This is a genomic window from Paraburkholderia sp. Cpub6, from assembly GCF_014201065.1.
GTDB classification, from domain to species: domain Bacteria; phylum Pseudomonadota; class Gammaproteobacteria; order Burkholderiales; family Burkholderiaceae; genus Paraburkholderia; species Paraburkholderia tuberum.
The window spans coordinates 388,086-412,514 of record NZ_JACHDM010000004.1; the positions used below are offsets into that span (position 1 = coordinate 388,086).

The 24,429-nt window shown below is 64.2% G+C and carries 23 protein-coding genes and 2 pseudogenes; 13 read left to right on the forward strand and 12 right to left on the reverse strand.

The window, feature by feature from the left end; translation table 11 throughout:
* Positions 1-27: 27 nt before the first annotated feature.
* The 9 genes and pseudogenes from HDG33_RS10735 to HDG33_RS38225 all read left to right on the forward strand — a co-directional run.
* Positions 28-1,002 (forward strand): carbohydrate ABC transporter permease, encoded by a 975-nt coding sequence (locus HDG33_RS10735; protein ID WP_184025478.1) that lies wholly within the window; start codon positions 28-30, stop codon positions 1,000-1,002.
* A gap of 10 nt (positions 1,003-1,012) precedes the next feature.
* Complete coding sequence (locus HDG33_RS10740; protein ID WP_018423397.1) at positions 1,013-1,864, forward strand: carbohydrate ABC transporter permease; 852 nt, start codon at positions 1,013-1,015, stop codon at positions 1,862-1,864.
* Positions 1,865-2,042: 178 nt separating this feature from the next.
* A complete protein-coding gene (locus HDG33_RS10745; protein ID WP_184025481.1) occupies positions 2,043-2,435 on the forward strand; it encodes a hypothetical protein in 393 nt (130 codons plus the stop codon).
* A gap of 45 nt (positions 2,436-2,480) precedes the next feature.
* Positions 2,481-2,813, forward strand: coding sequence for a DUF2322 family protein (locus tag HDG33_RS10750; RefSeq protein ID WP_184025484.1), 333 nt, complete (start codon positions 2,481-2,483; stop codon positions 2,811-2,813).
* 247 nt (positions 2,814-3,060) lie between these two features.
* A complete protein-coding gene (locus tag HDG33_RS10755) occupies positions 3,061-3,351 on the forward strand; it encodes a hypothetical protein (RefSeq protein ID WP_184025487.1) in 291 nt (96 codons plus the stop codon).
* A gap of 50 nt (positions 3,352-3,401) precedes the next feature.
* Entirely contained in the window at positions 3,402-3,545 is a 144-nt protein-coding gene (locus HDG33_RS10760) for a hypothetical protein (RefSeq protein WP_184025491.1), read from the forward strand.
* Between the two features lie 97 nt (positions 3,546-3,642).
* Complete coding sequence (locus HDG33_RS10765; protein ID WP_018423381.1) at positions 3,643-3,870, forward strand: hypothetical protein; 228 nt, start codon at positions 3,643-3,645, stop codon at positions 3,868-3,870.
* 353 nt (positions 3,871-4,223) lie between these two features.
* Positions 4,224-5,168 carry a M23 family metallopeptidase gene (locus HDG33_RS10770; RefSeq protein WP_184025494.1) on the forward strand — a complete coding sequence of 315 codons (945 nt, stop codon included), beginning with the start codon at positions 4,224-4,226 and terminating at the stop codon, positions 5,166-5,168.
* An 899-nt stretch (positions 5,169-6,067) separates the two neighbouring features.
* Positions 6,068-6,505 (forward strand): annotated as a pseudogene (locus tag HDG33_RS38225) (sterol desaturase family protein); the annotation flags it as partial.
* A gap of 183 nt (positions 6,506-6,688) precedes the next feature.
* Here HDG33_RS38225 and HDG33_RS10780 read toward each other — a convergent pair.
* The 8 genes from HDG33_RS10780 to HDG33_RS10815 form a co-directional block, all read right to left on the reverse strand.
* Entirely contained in the window at positions 6,689-7,834 is a 1,146-nt protein-coding gene (locus HDG33_RS10780; RefSeq protein WP_184025500.1) for an MFS transporter, read from the reverse strand.
* Complete coding sequence (locus HDG33_RS10785; RefSeq protein ID WP_184025503.1) at positions 7,831-8,625, reverse strand: DeoR/GlpR family DNA-binding transcription regulator; 795 nt, start codon at positions 8,623-8,625, stop codon at positions 7,831-7,833. The genes HDG33_RS10780 and HDG33_RS10785 overlap by 4 nt, the downstream gene beginning before the upstream one ends.
* 97 nt (positions 8,626-8,722) lie before the next feature.
* The gene (locus tag HDG33_RS10790; RefSeq protein WP_184025506.1) at positions 8,723-10,195 is read right to left on the reverse strand and encodes a PepSY domain-containing protein; all 1,473 of its coding nucleotides are present in this window, start codon (positions 10,193-10,195) and stop codon (positions 8,723-8,725) included.
* A 70-nt stretch (positions 10,196-10,265) separates the two neighbouring features.
* Complete coding sequence (locus tag HDG33_RS10795; RefSeq protein WP_409258995.1) at positions 10,266-12,539, reverse strand: TonB-dependent receptor; 2,274 nt, start codon at positions 12,537-12,539, stop codon at positions 10,266-10,268.
* A gap of 184 nt (positions 12,540-12,723) precedes the next feature.
* Complete coding sequence (locus HDG33_RS10800; RefSeq protein ID WP_184025512.1) at positions 12,724-13,134, reverse strand: DUF2946 domain-containing protein; 411 nt, start codon at positions 13,132-13,134, stop codon at positions 12,724-12,726.
* A gap of 221 nt (positions 13,135-13,355) precedes the next feature.
* Positions 13,356-13,952 (reverse strand): molybdopterin-dependent oxidoreductase, encoded by a 597-nt coding sequence (locus HDG33_RS10805; RefSeq protein WP_184025515.1) that lies wholly within the window; start codon positions 13,950-13,952, stop codon positions 13,356-13,358.
* Positions 13,953-14,273: 321 nt separating this feature from the next.
* Complete coding sequence (locus tag HDG33_RS10810; RefSeq protein WP_184025518.1) at positions 14,274-15,581, reverse strand: LysR family transcriptional regulator; 1,308 nt, start codon at positions 15,579-15,581, stop codon at positions 14,274-14,276.
* Positions 15,578-16,279, reverse strand: a complete 702-nt coding sequence (locus HDG33_RS10815; RefSeq protein WP_184025521.1) for a GntR family transcriptional regulator — start codon at positions 16,277-16,279, stop codon at positions 15,578-15,580. The genes HDG33_RS10810 and HDG33_RS10815 overlap by 4 nt, the downstream gene beginning before the upstream one ends.
* A gap of 391 nt (positions 16,280-16,670) precedes the next feature.
* Between HDG33_RS10815 and HDG33_RS10820 the strand changes: the two genes are divergently transcribed.
* The 3 genes and pseudogenes from HDG33_RS10820 to HDG33_RS10830 all read left to right on the forward strand — a co-directional run.
* Entirely contained in the window at positions 16,671-17,513 is an 843-nt protein-coding gene (locus HDG33_RS10820) for a gallate dioxygenase (RefSeq protein WP_184025524.1), read from the forward strand.
* On the forward strand, positions 17,513-17,872 hold the full coding sequence (locus tag HDG33_RS10825; RefSeq protein WP_090806862.1) for a protocatechuate 3,4-dioxygenase: 360 nt from the start codon (positions 17,513-17,515) through the stop codon (positions 17,870-17,872). The genes HDG33_RS10820 and HDG33_RS10825 overlap by 1 nt, the downstream gene beginning before the upstream one ends.
* Before the next feature lie 128 nt (positions 17,873-18,000).
* Positions 18,001-18,522: pseudogene (locus HDG33_RS10830) on the forward strand (GNAT family N-acetyltransferase); the annotation flags it as partial.
* Positions 18,523-18,552: 30 nt separating this feature from the next.
* Here HDG33_RS10830 and HDG33_RS10835 read toward each other — a convergent pair.
* The 4 genes from HDG33_RS10835 to HDG33_RS10850 all read right to left on the reverse strand — a co-directional run bounded on the left by HDG33_RS10835 (position 18,553) and on the right by HDG33_RS10850 (position 23,087).
* Positions 18,553-19,188: a membrane integrity-associated transporter subunit PqiC gene (locus HDG33_RS10835; RefSeq protein ID WP_184025528.1), complete on the reverse strand. Its 636-nt coding sequence runs from the start codon at positions 19,186-19,188 to the stop codon at positions 18,553-18,555.
* A complete protein-coding gene (locus HDG33_RS10840) occupies positions 19,185-20,480 on the reverse strand; it encodes an MlaD family protein (RefSeq protein WP_184025531.1) in 1,296 nt (431 codons plus the stop codon). The genes HDG33_RS10835 and HDG33_RS10840 overlap by 4 nt, the downstream gene beginning before the upstream one ends.
* Positions 20,477-21,682 carry a paraquat-inducible protein A gene (locus HDG33_RS10845; RefSeq protein WP_184025534.1) on the reverse strand — a complete coding sequence of 402 codons (1,206 nt, stop codon included), beginning with the start codon at positions 21,680-21,682 and terminating at the stop codon, positions 20,477-20,479. Before HDG33_RS10845 ends, HDG33_RS10840 begins: the two co-directional genes overlap by 4 nt.
* Before the next feature lie 214 nt (positions 21,683-21,896).
* Complete coding sequence (locus tag HDG33_RS10850; RefSeq protein WP_184025537.1) at positions 21,897-23,087, reverse strand: L-dopachrome tautomerase-related protein; 1,191 nt, start codon at positions 23,085-23,087, stop codon at positions 21,897-21,899.
* A gap of 518 nt (positions 23,088-23,605) precedes the next feature.
* On the opposite strand from HDG33_RS10850, the gene HDG33_RS10855 reads away from it, so the two are divergent.
* Positions 23,606-24,382 carry a hypothetical protein gene (locus HDG33_RS10855; protein WP_184025540.1) on the forward strand — a complete coding sequence of 259 codons (777 nt, stop codon included), beginning with the start codon at positions 23,606-23,608 and terminating at the stop codon, positions 24,380-24,382.
* Positions 24,383-24,429 lie beyond the last annotated feature (47 nt).

The window sequence follows — 24,429 nt, forward strand, 5'->3', positions numbered from 1 at the left end:
GCATCGGATTGGATCGGGAGATTGATCGTGTCGCATTCCGTCAGCCGTCATAGCGTCGACGGTCCTGTTGAACCCGGTGGCCCGGGCTTGCCGGCGTCGAGCGGTGCGCTGGGCGGCGCGTCGGTCGCGTCGCGCCGGCGCGGCCCCACGCCGACCGCGCGGCGGCAGCGGCGCGCCGCGTTCCTGTTTCTCGCGCCGGCCTGCTTCATGGTGGCCGTGTACGTGGTGTGGCCGATCCTCTCGACGATCCGCCTGAGCTTCTTCAACTGGGATGGGATGACCGAGCCGACCTTCGTCGGCCTCGCGAACTACATCGAGCTGGTCCATACGCCCACGTTCTATACGGCGCTCAAGAACAACCTGATCTGGCTCGTGCTGTTTTTGCTCGCACCGCCGATGGGCCTCGCCGTCGCGCTGTATCTGAATCAGGCGGTGGCGGGCATCCGTATCGTCAAGTCGCTGTTTTTCGCGCCATTCGTGTTGTCGGGCGTCGTGGTCGGACTGATCTTTTCATGGTTCTACGATCCGACCTTCGGCCTGCTCGCGATGATGCTCGGCCACGGCGTGCCGGTGCTCGGCGATCCGCGCTATGCGACGCTCGGCATCGTGTTCGCGGCGCTGTGGCCGCAGACCGCGTACTGCATGATTCTTTATCTGACCGGCTTGACCACGTTGAACGCCGAGCAGATCGAAGCTGCGCGAATGGAAGGCGCGCAGGGCTGGTCGATGCTCTGGCATGTCATCCTGCCGCAGTTGCGGCCTACGACGTTCATGGCGATCGTCGTGACAATCATCGGCGCGCTGCGCAGCTTCGATCTGATTTCGGTGATGACGGGCGGCGGTCCGTTCGAAAGCTCGACGGTGCTCGCCTATTTCATGTACGACCAGGCGATCAAGTACTACCGCATCGGCTATTCGGCGGCGATCGCGGTGGTGCTGTTCGGCATCATGCTCGTGTACATCGTCTACCACCTGCGGCGGATGCTGCGCGCCGAGCAATGAGGAGCCGCTGATGTTTCCGATTCCGATCGACAAATGGAAGCCGGCCACGCGCCGCGCATACAAACTGACGTTGCCGATTGCACTCGTGATCTGGCTGTTGCCGATGATCGCGGTGTTGGTCACGTCCGTGCGTTCGACCGAAGAACTGAGCGAGGGCAACTACTGGGGATGGCCGAAGCACTTCGCGATGTTCGATAACTATCGCGAGGCATTGACGACGTCGCCGATGCTGCATTACTTCTGGAATAGCGTGCTGATTACGGTTCCTTCCGTAGTGGGTTCGATCGCACTCGCGGCGATGGCGGGCTTTGCCTTGGCGATCTATCGCTTTCGCGGCAATTCGACGTTGTTCGCGACGTTCGTCGCGGGCAACTTCGTGCCGATCCAGGTGTTGATGATTCCGGTGCGGGATCTGTCGTTGCAACTCGGTCTGTTCAATACCGTGAGCGCGCTGATTCTGTTTCATGTGTCGTTCCAGACCGGCTTTTGCGCGCTGTTTCTGCGCAACTTCATCAAGCAGCTGCCATTCGAGCTGGTCGAGGCGGCGCGCATCGAAGGGGCGAACGAGTGGACCGTGTTCTTCAGGATCGTGCTGCCGCTGATTCGTCCGGCGCTCGCGGCGTTGGCGATCCTCGTGTTCACGTTCGTGTGGAACGACTATTTCTGGGCCTTGTGTCTGACGCAAGGCGATGACGCCGCGCCGATCACGGTCGGCGTGGCCGCGCTGAAAGGGCAGTGGACGACCGCGTGGAATCTCGTTTCGGCGGGATCGATTCTGGCGGCGCTGCCATCGGTCATGATGTTCTTTGCGATGCAGAAGCATTTCGTCGCGGGTCTGACGTTTGGCGCGACGAAGGGGTGATGCTGTTCACGCGTGGCGCTGCTGCGTAGAGAAGGGTTGCCCGCGGAAGCGGGCTTTTTTTCGGCGTGGCGAACAGCTGCTCGCACGCTGACTTCTCGATCAACGCTTTTCAGCTGACGCCGGGTTGACCCGCTGCAGAACGGCATTCAACGCCGCGCGCGCACTATCGAGAGGCCGCTTGCCTTCGCCGACTTCGCTCGCGAAGTCCAACTTCTGCTACCGGTATGGTTGCTACCCGTATCAACCATCGAACGAGGCCTTCCTGCCTGAAAACAGGAAGGAAGGCGCCTGCCGCTATCAGGCCGGATCGGCGTACTTCAGCGTCCACGTCAGCGTGCGGCTGGCGCCGCCAGTCAACGCGAACGGGTTGGTCGAGGTAAGACTGCATGTCGAAGTATTCACTCGTCGTGGAGCCGACGCATTGCTTTCGCCTCCATGCCGACTTCCTTCGCTTTTCTTTGATCTGTCGAGGCCAGGGGCGATGCGAAAAATTACCAGGAATACCAGGTATCAGATGCGCGTGCCGATCCGTCGTGGCCACCAATTCGCCCGCTCGCCGCCCATCGGATAAGATACGGCCCGCCATGCATTTTTTAGAACGGAAGGAGTGGTTTCAATGATCGAACCGAGCAACGTTTTCAAGGAAAATCTCGCCAGAATGCCGGCGATCGACGGCATCGCACGCATCGATCTGGTCAACGGCAGCGGTACCGTGCTCGCTAGCATCGAGAACAAACCTGGCAAGCAGGGCTCGCTCGCGGTGTACAACTACCTGCGCGGCGCGTTCGGCACGCTCGACGCGAAGGCGGCCGAACACGGCCTCGCGCTGTTTGCCGAGCATACGGCCGACGCGCGCAACCGTCCGGGCGCGCATCCGAACGTCGATCACCTGCTGGCGATTGCCGCTGGCGGCGAGGCATTGCGCATCGATGTTGTTCCGGCAGCTTGAGGCCGCTCAAAGTCTTTTCCGCGCCGGCAAGGTAGACGTTTTCCTGCCGCTGCCGCGAATTCCAACGCCCCGGCGACGGGATTGGCGGCCCACCTGCGCTAATTGCTCGGTAAAAACCCTCGTTTTTCCCGAAGCCCCCCGGATTGGCTTCAGATTCGGCTTCTGTTCGGTGAATTGAAACGCGGGGGGCGGCGCACACTGGATTCGTCCCGCCGCGTATATCGCGCTTTTCCGTCAGGAGCCCCGGATGTCTTCCCGTCACAACAAACCCCGCCGGTTCGACGCCGACCTGCCGGAACTCACCACCTCGGAACGGGATCAGTCGACGCCGGGTCCGGACGACCCCGCGATGCGCGAACTGCAACGCGGTTCCGAAGCCATCGTGCGTCTCGCCACGCAGGCACACGCAGCCGTCGCCCGAAGCGACGAAGCGGGCGCGCAAGCCGCGCGCCAATCGCTCGAAACGCAGCTGACGTTCACGACCGCCCTGATCGATGAACTGCTGTTCGGTGCGCCCGAGCGGTCCACGCTGCATTGACAGCCTACGCGGCAGCATCACCGTATTAACCCGCAGTTCCGGAAACTGACATGAGCGCTTTGACCGTCATTCTTTGCATCTGGGCCATGGTCGCGTTTTGCGCGGTCCTGTTCATCCGCGGCGCGAGTCCGCGCGTCGAGCGTGAGGCGGAGCGGCCGCGTGCTCGTCCGTCGCGCTATTCGATCGCAGAGTAACGCGCACGACCAACGACGCGGAACCAACGGGGTAACATGAGGAGCGCCGGCGCCACTGCCGGCCGGCACCGACGATGTTCCCCACGGAGGTTCCCGTATGGACACACATTCGATTCTCGGCATGCTGCATGCCGAAGAGGCTTTGCTGGTCTCCATCGTGCGGTCGCTGCCCGACGATATCAGGCGCAGGATCGCCAACGACTTTCACGAGCAGGCGCAACTCGCCGAAAGCTCGCATCTGAATCCCACCACGAACCGCGAAACGAGCGACGCGTTCAAGGCCCATGTCCGACGGCTGTCGAACATGCTTGCTTCGTTGTCGTAACCCGGCCGACGTCCGCGCGGCCGAGTCGAATATTCCGGCTTGTTGTCTCGTCGGCGCAGCGCGATTGCGCCGTCATGCCCGTCGTGCCTCAGCGGCCAAAGTTCGAGCGCGCGCCCTCGCCGCATCGCAGGCTCATTTGGGGGCAGCTTAAGGCTGACTTAAGAAAGCAACCATAGGCTGCCCCGAGCCTCATGCAGCGTCTTACGCAGTGCCTGGAGACGCTGATTCAACGAAACCACCTCGCCGTGCGTGCCTTTCGCGCATGCGATGGTCGACAGTCGTTCCTGACCATGCCTCTATCTGTAGCTCGTCTTCTGTCGGGGCGCGCCAGCAAAATCATTGTCGTATGCGCAATGAGCTCGGCGTGCGCCGCCTATCTCGTCACTCATGAACGCGCCGCGCGCAACGGCGACCCCGACGTCTCGCTTCTGAGCAAGGACTCGACGCAGGCCGTTGCCCGTGTGCCGATACCGGCGTCGGCACCCGCACCGGTCGTGCCCGCTGCGCAAACTCCCGCGTACACCGTGAGGGAAGCGCCGGTCGAGCGTACATTCGCGGCGGCCGCGCGGAGCATCGGCGTCGATGCGGGCACCACAGCCATTCTGTCGCGCGCGTTTCGCGACGAGCTCGATCTGTCGCGCGATCTGCAACCTGGCGACCGCGTGAGCGCCGTATTCGACACCGGTAGCGACAACAGCAAAGACGCATCGCGCGAACCGCTCGCGGTGCGCATCGTGCGAGGCTCGACCGCGCATGACATGTTCCTTCAGAAAAATCTTCACGGCCAACCGCTCTACTACTCGAAAGACGGCGTCAGCCCAGGGCCTGCGTTCGAGCGCTATCCGCTCGACTTCACACGCGTGTCGTCGGCTTTCTCGTTGCGCCGCTTCGATCCGGTGCTGCATCGTTGGCAAAGTCATGACGGTGTCGACCTTGCCGCGCCGGTTGGCACGCCCGTGCGTGCCACCGCGCGCGGCGTAATCCGCTTTATCGGCCGTCAGACCGGTTATGGCAACGTGGTCGTCATTCAGAACCCCGCACCGTTTTCTACGATGTTCGCGCATCTGTCGCACTTCGCGAAAGGACTGCGCTCCGGCAGCCGCGTAATGCGCGATCAGGTAATCGGCTATGTCGGCAAGACCGGTTGGGCAACCGGACCGCATCTGCATTTCGAGGTCCACGTGAACGGTGTGCCGCAGGATCCGCTCAAGGTCGGCCTGCCGCAGAAGAGGTCGCTTGCCGGCGATGAATTACGGCAGTTCGAGTCGCGTGTCGCGCAATTGACTGCGCTGCTGTAAGCCGCTTGCCGTCTCAACTTTGCGACACCCCGGTCCGCATGATTCAGGCGCGCTTTCGTCGCATGACGTGTCGGCATGTTGACTGGTACGGGTCGCAAACCTTGGTCCGTCAATGCGCGTTCGGGTATTCCCGCGCGCGTCGAACGACGTGTACGAGCCAGCACGAAGGCGTCGGGGCATCCCCGCGGCGTCTCATTTCCGATGCATTGCGTGCGATCAGGCCCGCTTCGAAGTGCCCCGGCAGGCATTTCTCCATACGTAGCAAGGCATCATTCCAGCATGGCATAGCCATTGCAATGACGAATGCACAATAACTACACATGTTGCAGCCGGGATTTCACGTAGTGAACAAATGCCGACGGCAGCAAAAATCTTCGCGATTCGCGCTCGGGGAGCGTGGCGCAACTTGCGAGGTGGGGCGGGGCCAATACCAAACGGATGTCGACAAACAACGACGACGCGAGCGGACGATACGGCTGCATCTAACGTCCGCTCGCGATCGTGACGGCGTGAAGCGATGACCCCGCCATTTTTTTCCGTGCTTGGCGGTGAAGCCGAATTCGCGGCGGGCCCCCGCTAAAGGGCGCTTGCGCGCGGGCCGGCGGGCTGCGAAGATCATGCTAACGACCGCCGCATCAGGGAATTCCATGTTAGCGTCGAGCCCGTTTCCCGCATTGCTGCACCACGCGAGCCTGTGGCTGCAAGCCTACGCGCTCGTGCTGGTCATGATGGGCGTCGGTGCGTTGCTCGAGCGTCGCTGGCCAGCCGCATTGCTGCAATCGCGCGCGGGGCAGCGTCTGAACATGGCGTATGCGGGTCTGTATCTGGCGTTGGCGGAAGCCACGAAGCCGCTGACGGCGGCCGCGAGCGTCGCGATCGTCAATGCACTCGGCGGCGGGATGGTGGTGCTGGTGTCGCGCGGGTGGGGCGCGCTCGCTTCGTTCGTGATCGTGCTGCTGACGATCGATTTCCTCGAATACGCGTTTCATCGCTTGCAGCACACATGGCCCATCCTGTGGAAGCTGCATTCGCTGCACCATAGCGCGGTGGATTTCAACGTGACGATCACATTGCGGCATCATTGGATAGAAGTGCTGCTCAAGGGCTGCCTGCTTTATCCGCTCGTCGGCGTACTGTTCAAGGTCGAGCCGTGGATCGTCGGTGCGACCTCGATCGTGTTCATGTTCGGCAACTATTTCGCGCATCTGAATCTGCGCATGGACCTTGGCCGCTACGTCACGTGGGTCAACAATCCGCAGTATCACCGGCTGCATCACTCGATTCGCACCGAGCATCTCAATCACAACTTCACGCAGCTATTGCCGATGTGGGATCACGTGTTCGGCACGCGTTGGGTGCCCGCAAAACACGAGTGGCCCGCCACCGGTCTCGACGATGGTACGCAGCCGAGCTCGCTGCTCGGCGCGTTCAGCTGGCCATTGGGTCAGCATGCGGCACGCGATGCGTTACCCGTTCGCAAGCCGCTTGCCGTGCTCGACAAGAAAGCGAAATAACGCTGGCTACGCGGGTTGCGCGGCGCGCACCGCCTTGCCGCCCAGCAGCGACACGATCAGCGTGGCCATCACGAGCACGCCCAGCGCCGCGCGCAGGCCGAGCACGCCGGCACCGAAACCAATCAGCGGCGGCCCGACCAGAAAGCCCGCATAGCCGAACGTGGCCGCCATCGACACGCCGATCGCCGGCGTCGCGCTCGAGCGGCCCGCCGCGCTGAAAATCACCGGAACGATATTCGCGAGACCGATGCCGACCATCGCGAAGCCGACGCACGCGGTCAGCACCGTCGGCAGGCTCAGCACGAGCGCGAGTCCGGCGAGCGCGATCAGACCGCCGAGCGCGACGACCTTGCTCGAACCGAAGCGCCGCACCGATGCATCGCCGGCGATCCGGCAGGCCGCCATCGAAAACGCGAACGCGGAGTAGCCGATCGCGGCGACGCTCGCTTCCTGGTTCAATGTGGAGCGCAGGTACACCGCGCTCCAGTCGGCCACCGCGCCTTCGACGAGCATGCACATGAACGCGAGCAGCGCCAGTTTCATCACGCTGCTGTCGGGCCATGCGAAGCCGCTCGACGCGGCGGCCGCGCGCGGACCGATATCGCGCAACGCAAACGACGCGGCGAAAATGATCAGGGCCGCGATGAACAGATCGGGCGCGAACAGCCCGCCCATGACGCCGACGCCGCTTTTCTGCAACATCGCGCCGCTCGCCGCGCCAAGCAGGCCGCCCGCGCTCCACGCGGCATGAAACGACGACATGATTGGCGCGGGCCAGCGTGTTTCGATCGCGCTCGCATGTCCGTTCATCGACACGTCGAGCGCGCCGTTCGACGCGCCAAGCGCAAACAGCACCACGCACAACGTCAGCATGCCCGGCGCGAGCGCGGGCAACGGCAACGCGATCGCGAATGCCGCGCCGAGCAGCGCGGTCGCGCGGCCGCTGCCGACGCGCGGCGCGAGCTGTCCCGCGAGCGGCATCGCAACGATGGCGCCGAGCGCGAAGCAGAACAGCGCGATGCCGAGCGAGGTGTCGCTGAGCGCCAGGCTTTCCTTGATGCGCGGCACCTCGACCGCCCATGCGCCGATGCCGAAACCGTTGGCGAGAAAGACGGCGAGGGTCGCGATGCGTTCCCTGACGAGTGAGCTCATGGGCGTGCCGCCATCACGTTATCGCAGACGGCCTGGAGGCTCGCGACACGCGCGTGCGGCACGTCCGCTTCGACGAACAGATAATCGACGGCCGAAACAGGCGCTACCGCGAACGGCGCCGCTGTCATGAGCTTTTCCGAAGTCAGTGCGATGGCGATCTGGCTACTCGCTTTGACCATCGCGCGTTTCAGTTCGGCGTCCTCTGCGTCGAATACGGCGACGCCTTCGTCGGGGTCGAAGGCGCAGGCGCCGAGAAAACAGAGGTCCGCGCGGATCTGCTGGATCTGCAGCAGCGCGGTCGCGCCGAGCGAGCCCGCCGCGCCGCCGGCGACGCGGCCGCCGATCAGGATCACGTCGATACCCGGGCGGTTCAGCAACCGCGCGCAGGCTTCGGGCGAATTCGTGACGACGGTCAGGCCGGCGTTGTCGGGCAGCGCCGACGCGATCGCGACGTTCGTCGTGCCCGCGTCGAGCAGCACGATCTGCTTCGGACGAACGATCGATACGGCCGCCGCGGCAAGGCGTGCCTTGCGATCGACGGCCTCATGCATGCGCAGCGCCGCGGGTTTGTCGGCGGGCGACATCAGTAGCGCACCGCCGTACACGCGCTTGCAGTGCCCCTGATCCGCGAGATCGCGCAGATGACGGCGCACGGTGTGCTCGGAGATCTGCAGCTCGGCGGCCAGCTCGGCCGCGAGCACGCGACCATGCGTGCGCAATCGCTCCAGAATCAGTGCTTCGCGTTGCTCGGGCAGTAGCCCGTTGATTGCATCTTCCCGGGTTCGCTGCATGTCTCGTCTCCGTTTCGGCGTGAATCGATCATAATCGAGCAAAATATATCGTAAGCGCTCGTTAGGCACAAGCGGTGCGCCCCGGCTCGTCTTGATCTCACGCGACGCCGTTCGGTTCCGGTCGTGGGTCACGGCCGAAAACCAGCCGGTCGAGCAGCCACACCGCGACGAGCGTTGCGCCCATCAGCGGGAAAACGACGCCGAGAAGCGCGAGGCCGGTTGTCCAGCCACGCATCGGCGGCGCGGCGCGCTCGCGCGACGGCGCGCCGAGCGAGCGTTGCGGCCGACGTTTCCACCACATCACGAAGCCGGTCACAGCGAGCGCGCCAAGGCCGAGCGAAATGGCCGCGCACAGTATCTGATTCGCGACGCCGAAGTAGCGACCCATATGCAGCGAGGTGCCGTACGACACGGCCTTCGCGATCGCGCCGTAATCGCCGTAGCGAATGTCCTTCAGGATCGCGCCGCTGTATTGGTCGACGTACAGCGTGCGTTCGTCTTTGGGATTCGCGGGGAACCAGGAGAGCGTGTAGACGCCGGCTGCGGAGTTCGGCAGCACGATGCGGTAGCCGTCCGCGATACCGAGCGACGCGGCGAGCGCGACGATATGCCCGAGCGACAGAGGCTGCGCCGCGTCGGTGGCCGCGGAAGAGGGCACGCTCGTGTTGCCCGCGGCCCACGGCGTCAGCGGCAACGGCAGGTCGTCCATGACCATGCCGGGCATCGAGCCCATGTCGGCGCGCGTGGCATGCGCGAGCGTGGCGCTCGCGTGGTCCGGGTGGTCCGAGGGCGTTCCCGGCACGATGGAGCGCAACGGCAAACCGCCCCACGCGCCCGGCGGAGCGCCAAGCTGCGTCGCGGTCGCGAACGCCTTGAACTGCTTGCCCCACGAGCCGGTCCACGGCAGCCCCGTCAATACGAACGCAAGTGCGCCGAGGGCGAGCCAGATGCCGATCACCGCGTGAAGACTTTTCCATAGCGGACGTCCTTTCAGCGCCCGGCGCGGCAGCAGCACAGCGCGCGTGGTCGTTTTGCCGCGCGGCCACCATAGCGCGACGCCGGTGCCGATCATCACGAGCGTCCAGCATGCGGCCAGTTCCATCAGCAGTTCGCCGGGCTTGCCGAGCAGCAGCTTGCGATGAAGCATGCGATCCACCTGCATCAAGCGATGCTCGACGCTCAGCGTGCCCAGCACCTCGCCGCTATACGGATTCAGATAGACGCTCTGCTGCGTGCCGTCCGCGAGACGAAATACGAATTCCGCGCTGCGTTGCGGATCGCGCGTGATCACGGCGGTCGTCGCGATCGAGCCGGGCGGCATCGCCGCGCGCGCTTTCGCGAGCAGCGCGTTGTCGGCCAGCCTCGGCACGGCTTGCGGTGCGACGACCAGTTGCTGTCGATAAACCAGCGGCTCGATCTGCGGCTGGAAGCAATACAGCGTGCCGGTGATGGCGAGCACGAGTAGAAAAGGCATCACGAAGAGGCCCGCGTAAAAGTGCCAGCGCCACAGGGTTCGATAGCCTGGATGTGCGGGGCCGCTCGTGGCGGCAGCGGTTCGAGTCGTGGACATGAAATCCTCGTCGGGCAAATGGGTCGATGGTTCGTGTGCGACAAGCGGTTTGCCGCGTCTTGCGTCAGGCTCAGATATGCAGCTTCGCTTCGACATAAAACGTGCGGCCAGGATACGGGTGGTAGACGAAGTAGCGTGCGTCGAACAGGTTGTCGACGCCGATGCCGAGTTCGCTGAGCTTCGTCGGCTTGAACGTGAACTTCGCGTCGGCGACCGTGTAGGTGCTGGTGCCGCCGAACACGTTGGGGTTCGTGTCGGTATTCGTCAGCGTGTTGTACTGACGACCCGAGTAACGCGCAGCGAGCGTCAACGCCGCGCGCGCGTCGAAGTGATACGTCGCGGCAAGATTCGCGCGCCACAATGGAATGCGGTAGAAGTACTTGCCGACCGAGGCCGGATTCCGTGCGTTCTCGAGGATCTTCGACTGCGTGTACGCGACGCTCGCGAGCAGATCGAGCCCGCGCACGAACACGTCCTCGCCCGAATAGCTTGCTTCGACGCCGCGCGAGCGAACCTTGCCGATGTTCTGGAAGTTCGTCACGTTCGGAATCACGGTGGTGTCGGTCTGACTGAAGATCGTGTTCTTCACGTCGTCCTGAAACAGGGAGAAGCGGAACACGCCACTCCAATGCGCCCATTCGGCGCTCAGCTCTTTCGACAGATCGTCTTCGGGCTGCAAATATGGATTGTTGTTGACGATCGCGGAGCCGTTGATTTGCCCCTGGAACAGTTCGCTCGCGGTCGGAAAGCGATACGCGCGAGCGATTGACGCGCGCAAAGTCAGCTCGTCGCTGACATCGAACGATAACGACGCCTTCGGCGAAAGGTGGCGCTGGCTGGCATCGCTGTACGCGATCGTCGTGCCGGGCAGCGACTGTGCGCCATCGTAGGCTTGCCAGTCTTCATAGCGCGCGCCGTAGACGAGCTTCCAGCGCGGCAGAAAGCGCCACGCGTCCTGCGCATAAAGAGCTTGCGTCTGCGTCTTGCCGGTGAACGCGTTGGCGAACGAGGTCGCGTCGCCGTCGCGCCAGTCCAGCGTGTTGTAGGTCTGGTTGTCGACGAAGTAGTTGTCGTAGTGGTAGCCGACGCTCAGTGCGTGATTGGCCAGTCCTGGCTGGTTCGTCGCGGGCGTATAGGTGCCGCGCAGGTCCAGCGTCTTCCAGCCGGTGCCGTCGTTGAACAGCACGGTGCCGGGGCCATTGCCCGGGCCGCCGGCATTCGCGGTGCGTGCGACGCCATTGCCGATGTCGTAATACGAGGCGATCGCCTCGCCGTTCCAGCCGGTCGCGTTGCGCGTTTTCAGCGACACGCCGTAGAGCCAGTTCTCGCTGTGCCCGACACCCGGCGCAAACGCGGCCGCCGGAATCGTGTAGTGGTAACCGTTGATCGATACGTTGCCGCTGTACACAGGGTTGCCGGCCGCGTCGCGCAGGAACGTCGATGTTTCGCTGTTGTACGTCTGGTGCCAGTAGCCGAGCGTGAAGCCGCCCTGCAGCGTCGGCGTGAAGTCGTACTGCATCTTCAGCTTGAACTGGTCCTGCACCGTGTGCTCGATGCCTTCGCCGTTCACACCGAGCACGGCCGTCGGCGCATTGGTCTGGTTGTTGTAGAAATAGGCGCCGGTGACGGGCGTGTCGCCGGCCTTTGCGGGCGTGGTCGATTTAGCGAGGGTTGCGAATTGCAGCGGCTGACTCGTGTTCTCGAGATGATTGACGCCGAGCCGGTACGAGAACTTGCCGATGCTATCGCCGATCGACGCGCTCGCTTCGCTGCCGTTGAAGCTCTGGTTCACGCCGAACAGGCTGAAGTGCTGCGTGAATGCCTTCACGTCGGCGTTGGCCTCGAACTGCTTTGGCATGCGCGTGCTGATCAGCACGGTCGCGCCGAGCGAATTGCCCGGATACAGCGCGGAAAACGGCCCGTAGATGACGTCGACCTGCTGGATTTCGTCGGGATACACCATCGACCAGCGCGGCGGAAACGAATAGCTATTGCCGAGCAGGTTGCTCAGCAGCAAGCCGTCCGCATAGACGAGGCCGCGCGCGCTCTGCGTATTGCCGGTGCCGCGCACCGCGATGATCGAATTCAGATCGCCGGTAAAGCGCTTGCGTACCGCCAGGTTCGGCATGTACTTGAGCACGTCCTCGGTGTTGACGACGTTCCAGTTCGCGAACTGATCGCGCGTCACGGTTTCGACGGAGGCGGGCAGGTTCGGGTCGACGGCGCGCGGTGCGGCGCTCGCGCTTGCGCTCGCACTGACGCTGACGGCGGGCAGCGTCGCGTCGGTGTTTGCGTCGGCGGCATGCGTGGGTGTTGCGACGAAAGCCGGCACGAAGGCAGGCATGAGCGCGGGCCAAAGAACGGAACGACGAACCGCGCGATGAGCGGAAAAGACAGCGTCACGACGGACGCAATAAGAGAGCCTTCGCAGCGCGAAGTTGAACATGAGCGTTTCCTCGATGCATTGAACAGGCGATCGCAGGCCTCGTCGATGTGGGCGACGAAGGCGCGATCAGAACCGGTAGCGATCAGGAAACGGCAGGTGGGGCGCGCGGACGTCCCGACGGGAAGGCGCCAAGCGGGGTGAAGCGGGTGGACAGCGTGGGCGGCGCGGTGCCGGCCAGCGGCAGCGCGGCCGGCGGCTCGACGGCGGCGAGCGTCGGCATCGCGACGTGATGTTCGAGCAGATGACAGTAGCCGCAGGCGCCGAATGCATCGTCGTGGCTCAGATGCACGGGCGCGGAGCTGGTTTGAGCGACGACGCTCGCATCGCTCACATTGCTTGCGCCAGCCGGATGAAGCGCCGAACATAGCGCGGCAATCGGCTCGTGGGCGCGGCCCGATTCGAGCAACTGACTCACGAGCGGCGCGAACACGACGAGCCACATGGCGACGAGGCCAAGCCATGCGGTCAGGTGGTTGCGCGAGTGTCGAGTCATGATCGTCGAAGAAAAGACGGGCGCGATTCTAGCATCACCGCGCGATCCTTTCATTCGCAATGACGGCCTGAGCTTCGTGAGCTTGCAGAAGGGGCAGGGCGAGGACGAAGCGCGCAATGCGCCGGTACACGCTGCGCCTGTTCCGGCGCGCGCCGGGCGAGGACTGGGCGAGCTCGGTCGAGCGCGTGCGGCAGGCGTGCGTCGAGCGATTCGGCGGCGCGCTATGACGCCTCTGTGAGCTGCATGTGATACAGGCCCCACGGCGACAATTCGAAGCGGTCCTTCAGTGGCTTGGCCGCGAGTTCGGGAATCTGATCGGCGTCGTAGATCGCCCATAACGGCCCCATGCCGCCGAGCGCCAGCGGCTTGCCGTCCATTTGTGTCGCGACGATGAAGTGATACTCGCGCACCTTGTCGAGCGTCGTCAACACCGCGTAGCCATCGACCGCGTGCATGACGATTTGCGTGCTGCCAGCGTCGGGCGCGCCGACGTTTGCGAGCACGTCGGTGAGCAGCGGACCGCTAAACGTATGCATGTGCGCATCGTATTCGATCGTCGGATGGATCGTCACGGTCTTCATGCTGGCGAGCCACGGCAGAGCGACGCCGTACGCTTGCGAAAACTTCACCTGGTGCTTCGCCAGCAGTTGATCGAGAGCCGGATTGAGCGCGCCGCGATTGCTGTGCCTGATCGCGCCGGAGATCGTCAGGACGACTGGAGACGGCCCGCATTCGGCGTGCTCACGCTTCGAGCCGAATGCGGGCGCGACCGCCGCGCCCAGTGCCGCGGCGCTGGTCAGGAACTGGCGTTTGTTCATTACGTTTTCTCCGGGTGTCGTCGAGGCGCCGCGTGGTGAGGTGCGCACTCTTCTATTGTCGGAGAATTGTCGCCGCAGGTGATACGGCGATGCTTCATTAACGCGTCATTCGCTATGCTATTTCCGCATGCGGTTCGTGCCGGAGCCGGCACGGTTCCTTGCGCGGCGGTCCAATGCGGTGCGCGTCTTCGCAGGCTTATGACGAAGTCCTTTTCCAATGCCAATGAACGCACGAACCAGGCGCAACGCAAGAAGCCTCGCGTACATCGGGGAAATCACCCTCGACATCAACTCTGTGTCGCCCCTAATCAATGGAAGTGCTCAGTTCGCGCCGATACTGACGGTGCGCGTCACATCGACGACCGACAGCCGGATCGCGTCGATCAATGCGCGCGCGGCCGGTGACGGCGTGCCCGCCGCGCGCATCGTCAGGCCGATCTCGCGCCGCGTGTTGTGCAGCGGTACATCGAGCACCACCAGTTGCCCGGACTGAATCTCGTGATGCAGCTGCTGCGCCGACAAGGCCGCCGCCATGTCGGTACCGAGCAGCAGGCCGCGAATTACCGCGAGGTCGGCGGTCTCGACGGTCGGCAGAGGCGGCTTCACCTTCATCCGCTTGAATTGCGTTTCGAACAGCGCACGCGCCGGCGCGTTGCTGCGCGGCAGAATCCACTGCGCGTCGCGCAGACCCATGATGGTCAGATCGTGCGCGTGAGTCAGCGGATGACCGCGGCGCACCAGCACCACCATGTCTTCCGACATCAGCCGCTCGTTTTTCAGGCCGCTTGTCGCGTCGTTGTCGCGCAGCGCGCCGAGAATGAAATCGATGTCGCCCGCGCGCAGACCGGCCACGAGCGTCTCGTAGGCGCTTTCGTCGGTCACCACGCGCACGCCCGGGTTCTCCGAGGTCATTCGCGCGATCGCCTTCGGCAGGATCAGCGTGCGCCCGAGCGGCAACGCGCCGACTGTCACCGAGCCCTGAATCTTGCCGTGCAATGCGGCGATATCGTCGGGGACGTGGCGCAGTTCGTTCAGCGCGCGGCGTACGTGAAGCAGGAACGTTTCGCCCTCGGCCGTCAGCAGAATACCGCGCGGGCTGCGGTGAAACAGACTCAGTCCCGAGCCGCTTTCGAGTACCCGGATCGCGGTACTCACCGCGGGCTGGCTGATGCCGAAGGTTTTTGCCGCGCTCGGCATATGCCGATGCCGAGCGAGCGCCGCGAATAGTTGCAACCGCCGCGTGTTGAGCAGGTACGCGGGCAATGCGCCTTCCGCGACGGGCCGGCGGCGCGTCTGTCGCGCGGCGCACCATCGGGCGAGTTCTTCGAGTTCAGCGAAGATCCGCTCGCAGCGATGCAGCACCGCGCGGCCGACCGGAGTGGGCAGCATGCCCGAAGGACCGCGATCGAACAGCGGTTCGCCGAGCGCCGACTCGAGCTCCTGCACGGAGCGCGTGACCGCCGACTGCGCGCGAAACAACGCGGCTGCCGCGCGCGTCGCGCTGCCCATATCGGCGACGAGCCGGAATGCGCGCAGTTGCGCGAGATTGAGCAGGTCCTTGCTGCTGACCGACAGCGGCGCTTTGGCGGTCGCCTGGCTGGTGGCGGCGGAAAGCGTGTCGTTGCTCATGCCGCGCCCGCGATCAGATGCAACGACGGCAGCGACAGATTCAGACTTTCCTTCGAGATATGCGTGTGCTCCTTCATCAACGCATCGACGCGCGCGCCTTCGCCTTTTTTCAGCGCGTCGACGATCGCGTGATGCTGGCGATGCGCGTACATCAGCATCATGAATTGACGCTCGCGCGCGGATTCGTCGAACGCGATCGTGAACGGCGACACGAACGGCACCTTGTCGTTCAGACTGAGCGCGGCCGTGACCGCCTGGTTCTGCGCCGCGTCGACGATCAGCGCATGAAAGCGGCTGTTCATCTGCGCGTAGCGCACGTCGTCGCCTGGCTGCAGATGCTTTTGCTCGAAGATCGCGTCGCCTTCACGCAGGCAGTCGTCGAGCGCGGCGGCGAGCGCGGGGCTCACGCCGTTTTCGGCGACCGAGCGCGCGGCGAGTCCCTCGAGCACGCCGCGCACGTCGATCGCGTCGAGCACGTCGCGCACGCTGAAGCGGCGCACGACGTAACCGCGCGAGCCCGAACGATCGAGCAGGCCTTCCGACGACAGCACGCTCAACGCATAACGCAGCGGCGTGCGCGACACGCCGAGCCATTGCGCAAGCTGCGCTTCGACGAGCCGCTGCCCGGGCGACAGTTCGCCCGACAGGATCTTCTCGCGTAAGGTCTGCACAATCGCTTGCTGGGTGGTCTCGTTCATCGTTTGGTCGCTCGTCGGAAGCAGCGCAGTATAGCCACGCGTGCAGCACCGCTCCAAGCCTTAAAAATGCGCGTTGCGAGTTGTTTTCCGGGCCATCTGTTTTATTTATCGCGTGACGAGATGCCAAGGCGTCGCGGAAGGCTTGCCTCACGGGCTTGGGATACCGAGGGAGCCCTGCGCGGCGTGGGTCGGGGTGCGCTTCATCCGCGCTCCGGCCGCGCAAATGCCGGGTTTTTACTCGTCAACCCGGCGCTGCCTGAGGTATACCCGTGCTTCCCGTATCGCGGCACAATTTCTATCTTTGTATCCCAAGACGGTCGTGGTGACTAGCGCGGTAAACCTGGCGACCCATCCGATTGGCAGCAGCACGAAGTGACGGAAGAGAACGAATATGGCAAGAATCATTGGTGGTATCGGCACGTCCCATGTACCCACGATCGGGTTGGCGTACGACAAGGGCAAGCAGGACGAACCGGCATGGGCGCCGATGTTCAAGGGTTATGAACCGGTGGCGCAGTGGCTGGCCGAGCAGAAGCCCGACGTGATGGTGATGTTCTACAACGACCACGCGAACAGCTTCTTCTTCGACTGCTATCCCACGTTCGCGCTCGGCGTGTCGCCCAATCACGAATTCGCCGATGAAGGCGCCGGCAAGCGTCCGCTGCCCGACATCGCCGGTCATCCGGATCTCGCGATCCATATCGTCGAGCAACTGGTCGCCGACGAATTCGATCTGACCGTCTTCCAGGACCGCCCGCTCGATCACGGCGTCAATTCGCCGCTGTCGCTGATGCTGCCGCATCAGGGCGGCTGGCCGCTGTCGCTGGTGCCGCTCGAAGTGAACGTGCTGCAGTATCCGCTGCCCACCGCGAATCGCTGCTACCGGCTCGGCCAGGCGCTGCGTCGCGCGATCGAATCGTTCGAGCAGGACCTGAAGGTCGTGGTGGTCGGCACGGGCGGGCTGTCGCACCAGGTGCATGGCGAACGCAGCGGCTTCAACAACACCGAATGGGACATGGAGTTCCTCGACCTGATCGTCAGCGATCCGGAGCGTCTTGCCGCGATGAAGCACGTCGATTACGTGCGCCTCGGCGGCGCGGAAAGCGTCGAGACGATCATGTGGCTCGCGATGCGCGGCGCCCTGGGTCAGAAGGTCCGCGAACTGCATCGCAGCTACTACCTGGCGACCAGCACCGCGATGGCCGTGACGATCTACGAAGAAGAGGTGGCGTAATGAATCCGCAACTGGTTGGCGTCGAAGAACTGACCGGCACGTATCCGTTCGATATCCGCCAGAGCATGAAGGCGATGCGCCTGAACCGTTTTTTCTGGCAGATGCGCGAAGCGTCGGCGCGCGCGCTGTGGCTCGAAAACCGCACCGCCTCATACGATGCGGCCGGCCTGACGCCGGAAGAACGCACGCTGGTCGACAACACCGACTGGATCGGTCTGATCCGTTATGGGGTGTCTTTCTTCGTGCTCGAGAAGTTCGCGCGTGTGGTGAAGATCACCAATCTCGGCGTGTACGCGAGCATGCGCGGCGAAACGCTCGAAGCGTTTCTGAAGACTCGTCAGGTACCCGACGCCGTTTAAAGGCCGCGCATCAAGGCGCGCATCAAGGCAGCGCTGTCCACTGGGCAATCCGATTTGACGCCCCCGCCAAGCCCCGCGACACGACGATTCTCGAACTCCGCGAGTTTTCCCGCCGGCTGGTGCTTGCCGCGACGGAAGCGGGGTCCGCGGCAATCGTGGAAGGCTACCAAGCCGGCTGCATCGGCGATATCGCGAGTCTGCACGGGCGCTATTACGCGCAACACTGGGGTTTCGGCGCCTTCTTCGAAAGGAAGGTCGCGACGGGGCTGGCGGAGTTCGCGGGGGCCTTGCCGGCCGAAGGTAAAGGGCTTTGGCTATACGTCGAAAACGGCCGTACGCTCGCGTCTGTCGTGATCGACGGGGATAACGACACGGCTGTCGATCATTTGCGCTGGTTCATCGTCGACGATTCTTTGCGCGGCGCCGGGATTGGACGGCAATTGCTGTCGCATGCCATGCGTTTCGTCGACGGGCGGTTCGACGAAACCTATCTATGGACGTTCAAGGGGCTCGACGCGGCGCGTCATCTGTACGAGTCATTCGGCTTTCGGTCAAGTGAAGAATCGGAAGGCACGCAATGGGGAACACGCGTGGTCGAGCAGCGTTTCAACCGGCTTTCCGCAAGGAAAGGCGATAACGGTACCGCGTGATCGACGCAGCAGCGAACTCGACGCCGTCGGTCAGTGCGCGAGGACCGACGCCGCGATCCGGTCGGCCAAATCGCCGAGAACGCGGCTCAACGCGGCCGCCTGCGCGAGCGCATCGTGTCCATTGATCACGGAGTCGAGCGTCACCTGCTGCCGCTGCGGCGCGTGATCCGAGTGCCCGGCCAGCAGCGTCCACTCCGCTTGCAGCGTCAGCGTGCCGCGCGGGTCGGCCGTGGCATTCAGCACGGTGACGACCAGCCTGCGCGTGCCGGGCGGCGCGGGTGCATCCGGAACGACGAACGATCCGGCGGGCAGTCGCATCAGCAAGTCCTGGGCAAGCGTTTTGCGCATCATCAGAGCGAGCGGTGCGCCCCACCGGTCGCTATCGTCGATCGTCAGCCGGTTCTGCGAAGCCAGCGTGACGACTTCGAGCCGATCGAGCACCGCGGGAATATGCACGGCGGTCAGTTGAATCGGTGGGATCGGCGCCGTGGCGGGCGGCGCGTCGGCGGGCATCGGGTTCAACGTCACGTAGCGTGTCGGTATGCTGTGTCCGCATCCGGCGAGCGTCATTGCCGCGACGGTTACGACAAACGCCGCCGTCCTGACGCTCGTCGCGAGCGATGCCCCGACGGCGCGTCCGACGGGGAACGTGGACCTCGTCATCATTGAGCCTCCTGCTGCCTGCCATGGATCAGCGCCTCCGGATGGCGGTCGAGATAGTCGGCCAGTGCCCGAATCGAGCGTGCGGTGTCGGTCAGCTCCTGCATGGCGGCAGGCAGGTCGTTCTGGCTCGACGCGTCGCCGCCTAGCGTCCGGTTCGCCGCGGCAACGGTGCGATCGGCCGCGTTCGCCGTCTCGCGCAATTGCGCGACGAGCGGACCGATCTGTGGCGAGACCTGCTGCAACGTGTGATCGATCTGCGCGACCGAGTGGTCGATGTGCGTCAGGCTGTCCTTGATCTGAGGCGAGGAACTGAGCGCGTTGATATGCGCGGCGATACTGCGGACCTGTTCGCCGGTTTGCCGGATCGGAAGATCGTCGATTTTCTGGATCACCTCGTTGGCCTTGGCCATCGTCGTGTCGAGATTCGCGGCGGCGACACTCGGAATGACGGGCAGACCGTCCTCGCTGGCGAGCGTCGCCACCGGCGCGCCTTGCACGAAGTCGAGGTTGATCTTGTCCGCGCCGACAAGCGGCGGATCTTGCGACAACCGCGCGCGCAAGCCTGTGGCGACGAGGCGGGTGAGCATGCCGTCGACGAGCGGGCGCCAGTCCCCGTTGGCCGGTGGCGGCGCGCCGACGATGCCAAGCTGCGACGGGTTCAGCGCGATCTGCACCGGGGTGCTCAGCGCGCCCGTGCGTGCGTCGTAGTTCAGGCGCACGCTGGTGACGGTGCCCACGTCGAAACCGCGCAATTGCACATCGGCACCACTCTTCAGGTCGCCGACCGCACCGTCGAAGCGCACCAGATAGGTGACGACCGGGCCGTGCCCCGGCGCGAGCGCGGGGCGGCGATCGACACCGTCGAAACGCGATGCCGGCTCGCCGGGCCCGGGCTCCATCACGATCTCGGGGCCGGACAGCACTGCCTTGATCGACGCTGGATCGTTGAGATCAACGTGGGCGCCGCGCAGGAAAAACCTGGTCTCGCTGCGCAGATACTTTTTTTCGGCGCGATCTATCTTGAGCTCGGCTTTCACGTGTTGGCCATCGGGCGCGAGCGTAATCTCCGAGACGGCGCCGACCTTCACGCCGCGCAGCGTGACGATCGTGTCGTCGGGCTTCATGCCGTACGCGTTGTCGAAGGTTACCGTGATCGTCTCGCCCTGATGCATCAACGCGCGAACGCCGAGCCATCCGGCCATCGCGAAGGCTGCGACCGGCACCGCCCAGATCCAGCCGGGCCACGCGCTGCGCCGCACCTGGGCCTGCGAACGACGGGGACGCGTGCCGCTCATCGCTTGCTCCGCGGGTGGACGTCCCACATCAGGCGCGGGTCGAATGCGCGCGAAGCGGCCATCGTCAGCAACACGACCAGCGCGAACGCGGTGGCGCCGATGGCGGGTCTGGCCGCGGCGATGCCGTCGAACCGGATCAGCGGCACGAACGCGGCGATCGTGAACACGTCGACGTACGACCATCGGCCGAGTTCGTCGATCAGGCGGTACAGATGCGCCTTGAGCCGCAGATGCCGGCGCGAACGGCGCCGAACGGAGACGACGAACCATGCCATGCCGAGAATCTTCGCCACCGGAATGACGATGCTCGTACAGATGATCAGAATGCCGATCGGCCACAGGCCAGCGTGAAACAGCTGGTAGACGCCGTCGATGATCCGGGTTGAGTGGGTCCGCCCGAGTTGCATCGAAGTGGTCATCGGAAAGAGGTTGGCCGGGATCGTCAGAACGAGCGCGGCGAGCGACAGCGCAGCCGCGCGCACGACGGCGTCGGTTTTGCGAGCGCGCAACGTCAGTGCGCAGCGAGGGCAGGGGCGCCCCTCCTGCGACATCGGCACGACCAGATCGCAAACCGTGCAGGACAGCGGCGCTTCATGTTCCGGCAACTCGTTTTCCGCGGCGATCGCGCGCCACACCGTTCTCCGGTCGAGCGACGCGCGCGTGAGCATCGACAGCAGCGCCGCGGCGATGAAGCAGTAGCCGCCGGGGGCGATCGTGCCGGTCAGATTCTGCGTCACGCGCGCGTAACCGACGAAGCAGCCGACCAGATAGACATCGGGCATGGTCCAGATATCGAGCGAGGTGGTCCAGCGAAACAGCGCACCGATTCCTCTGGTACGCCGGCCGAGCCGCAGCGCGACGAGGACGATCACGAGGCCGCCAAAGCGGATGAATGGCAGCACGATACCGAAGGTGCCGAGCAGTACCGCGAGAATGAACCAGCCATCGTTCCACATCTCCACGATGCCCGACGGCAGCAGTGATGAGCGTTCGACGCCGAGCATATGGACATACATCAGGGGCGCGAGGTTGGCCGGAAACAGCAATACGAAGGTCGCGGCCGCGCAGGCGAGCGCCGCGGTCTGGCTTCGGCCGCTACGCCGCTCGAGCGGAAAGTGACAGGCGCGGCAACGCGCGTAGGTATGCGCGGTGAGCGGCGGGATGTCTTCGAGCGCGCCGCATTCGGGGCAGCCGATCGTCATGCGACGTTCTCCATCGGCTGTCCGTTTTCAGGCGGGCAGTGCGTTGCGAATGAGGTTTCGCCGATCATCCCTCGACCCCCGGGCGCCGTTTGGCGCGTGCATGTACGGCATACGCGCTGGCGCGCGCCAGCTCTTGTCCTGCACTAGCATGGCGCGTTCCCGGCCGGCCTCGGCGCGCCGGGCCGCGCGGACGAACGGCGGCCGCGGTGTGGCGTCAGTCGGGTGAGCGGTTCCGATCCGCTTCGCTTTGCGAGCCGGGCGGCGTGCCCGGTTTGGTGTCCGGCGCCGCTGACGGAGCGGCGTCGGCAATGATCAGCAACCTCGAAGACAGCGCGTCGGGATGGCCCGGCTTGAACCAGTTCATCTCGGGAATGCGTGAATCGGTCAGGTAGATCGTGCCGTCCGGCCCTTCCGCGAACGTATCCGGCCATCGCAGGCCGGGCTCGTGCAGCAACGTCGTCAATGTCGCGCCGTCCCATACCTTCACCGCATGTTCTTCGACCGCGGTAATCAGCAGGCGCCCCGTCCGGTCGATGTGCAGCCCGTCGGCGGGGCGATGCTCGAGCACTTTCTCGACGCGGTTGCCGACTTCATCGGTCGCGAGCGTGGTATCGCGAAGCGCTTCGGTGGGCACGCGGTAAAGCGTTTTGCCCTTCACCGCCTGCCAGTACAGATACAGTCCATCGCGAGTGAGCGCGATGCCGTCGGCCGCCAATTCGACGCCGCGTCCATCGGGACGCCGCAGTGGTGCGCCGCCAGCATGGACCGTGACGCCCGGATCCGTTTGCGTCGACGGATGCCCGTCGAGCACGCGGCGCGCTTGACCGGTGCCGAAATCGACCACCACGATCGCGCCGCGTGTTCCAGAGTCCGTGATGTAGGCGAAACGGCCGTCCGGACTGATGCGCACGTCGTTCAGATAGCTGCCCTGAGGCGCGATTTCGAGCGTGAACGCAATGCAGCCGACGACGCTATCCGTCGCAAGATCGATGCGGACCAGTTTAGGGGCACCCGGCACGACGAACGCCTGGGCCGGCGCGCCGGGGTCGAGTACCCACAGGTTGTTTTGGGAATCGCACAGCATCGCCTGCACGCAGACCCAGCGATCCTGCGGGTTCAACTCGTCACGCCTGGCATTGCGCCAGCCGTTCCATCGATCGTCGGGATAAGGACGGACGTCGCCATCGGGTGTGAGTACGCCGACGGAGATCGGCGCGTCTTCTGTCCAGCGCGGGAAGTTGACGAAAATGCGTCCGTCCGCGGCGACGGCGACGCCGGTCACCTGGTGCCCGAACGACGCAATCTCGCGCAGATGCGGCAGCGAGCCGTCGTCACCGGCGCTCGATGCAGGCGCGGCGGTCAGTGGAACCCGATCCGCGGCGGTTGGCGTGGCGGTGTCTTTCATGGGCTGCCTCCGGGACAGGACGGAAATGTCCGTATTCAGCAAAGCGAATGCCGCGTGCAAAGATAAAGTGAATCGTAATCCGCGAATCTTTCGGAAGGTATTCAACGCGAATTGCGGAGCCTCCTTTATGCGAATTGTTTGACTTTCGCGCGAGCAGAGAACGGTAGTGCGCGCAATAGGGAAAGCCGAGTTGTCGCGTAGCGCTTGATACGACATGGCGCGCTGAAAGGCCGCGTTGCTACTACGTCATTCAGGGCGAAAAGAATCGCTCCGCGGCGGCGTGCGGAACCGCCGTACCAGGCGGTCCATTTCGGCAACTCTGACTCTCAGGGTTTCTCCTGGCTCGCCTTTGGACCCGCCGTGTCACTCGTGCGCTACACCGCTCATTTGCAAAGAAAAAATAATGCCGACGTCAAAGGAATGTGCTAAAAAATAACAATTGCACGCGCAGACAAATAGCCACACCTGCAAGTAAAAATTTCGGCTTTCAATACTCTTAATCGGCCGCGAGGTGGATCATGAGAACAACGACGCTTTGGGGGCTCGGGGTGACGACGGTCGCTTCGGTGCTAACGCTGCAGTGTTATCCAGCGTGGGCCGACGGACCCGAAGCAGCGTATGCGTCCGTCGACGAGGTGCCGGCCGGCTCGCTCAGTCCGAACGAGTACAAGGTCAATGCGGACGGCATGAAAGAAGATCCGAATGCGAAGATGTCGGACGTGGCCCGCGCGTATCGCAATGGCTATATCAACCGCGGCAAGCAGGATCAGGCCGATTACCAGGCAATGATCGACTCGCACAATCACGGTCAGCGGCAACCCGCCAGGACCGACGTCGCGCGGGTCGACGTGCCGCCGCTGCCGCCGGGCGTTCCCGAAGACGATAACTCGAAGTACACGAGTATTCCGCCGCAGCCTCAGAAGCCGCGGCCGGTCCAATACGCGCAGCGTCAGGTGCCGCAACCGCCGCCGCAACAGCAATATCAGCAGGTGTACCAGCAGCCGCAATACGCGCCGCCGCCAATGCAATACCAGCAGGCGCCGGCCTACGCGCAGATGCAGCCGGTCTACGACAACCAGCCGGTATACGTGCGGCAGGACTATCCTCAGCCGCCCGTGCAGTACGTGCCGGTTTATCCGCAGGCGCAATACGATGAAGTGCCGCAGGTCGTGGAAACGGTGGTTCAACCGGTCGCGCCTGTCGCTTATCAGGTTTATCGTCCGCCGGTCTATTGGGCGCAGCCGCGCGTGTATGCGTATCGCGCGCCGGTCTACAGCTATCGTATGTGGCGTTGAGGTATTGCGCGAGTCGTGGCGGCGTTGCGCAGCAATGGAACGCCGCG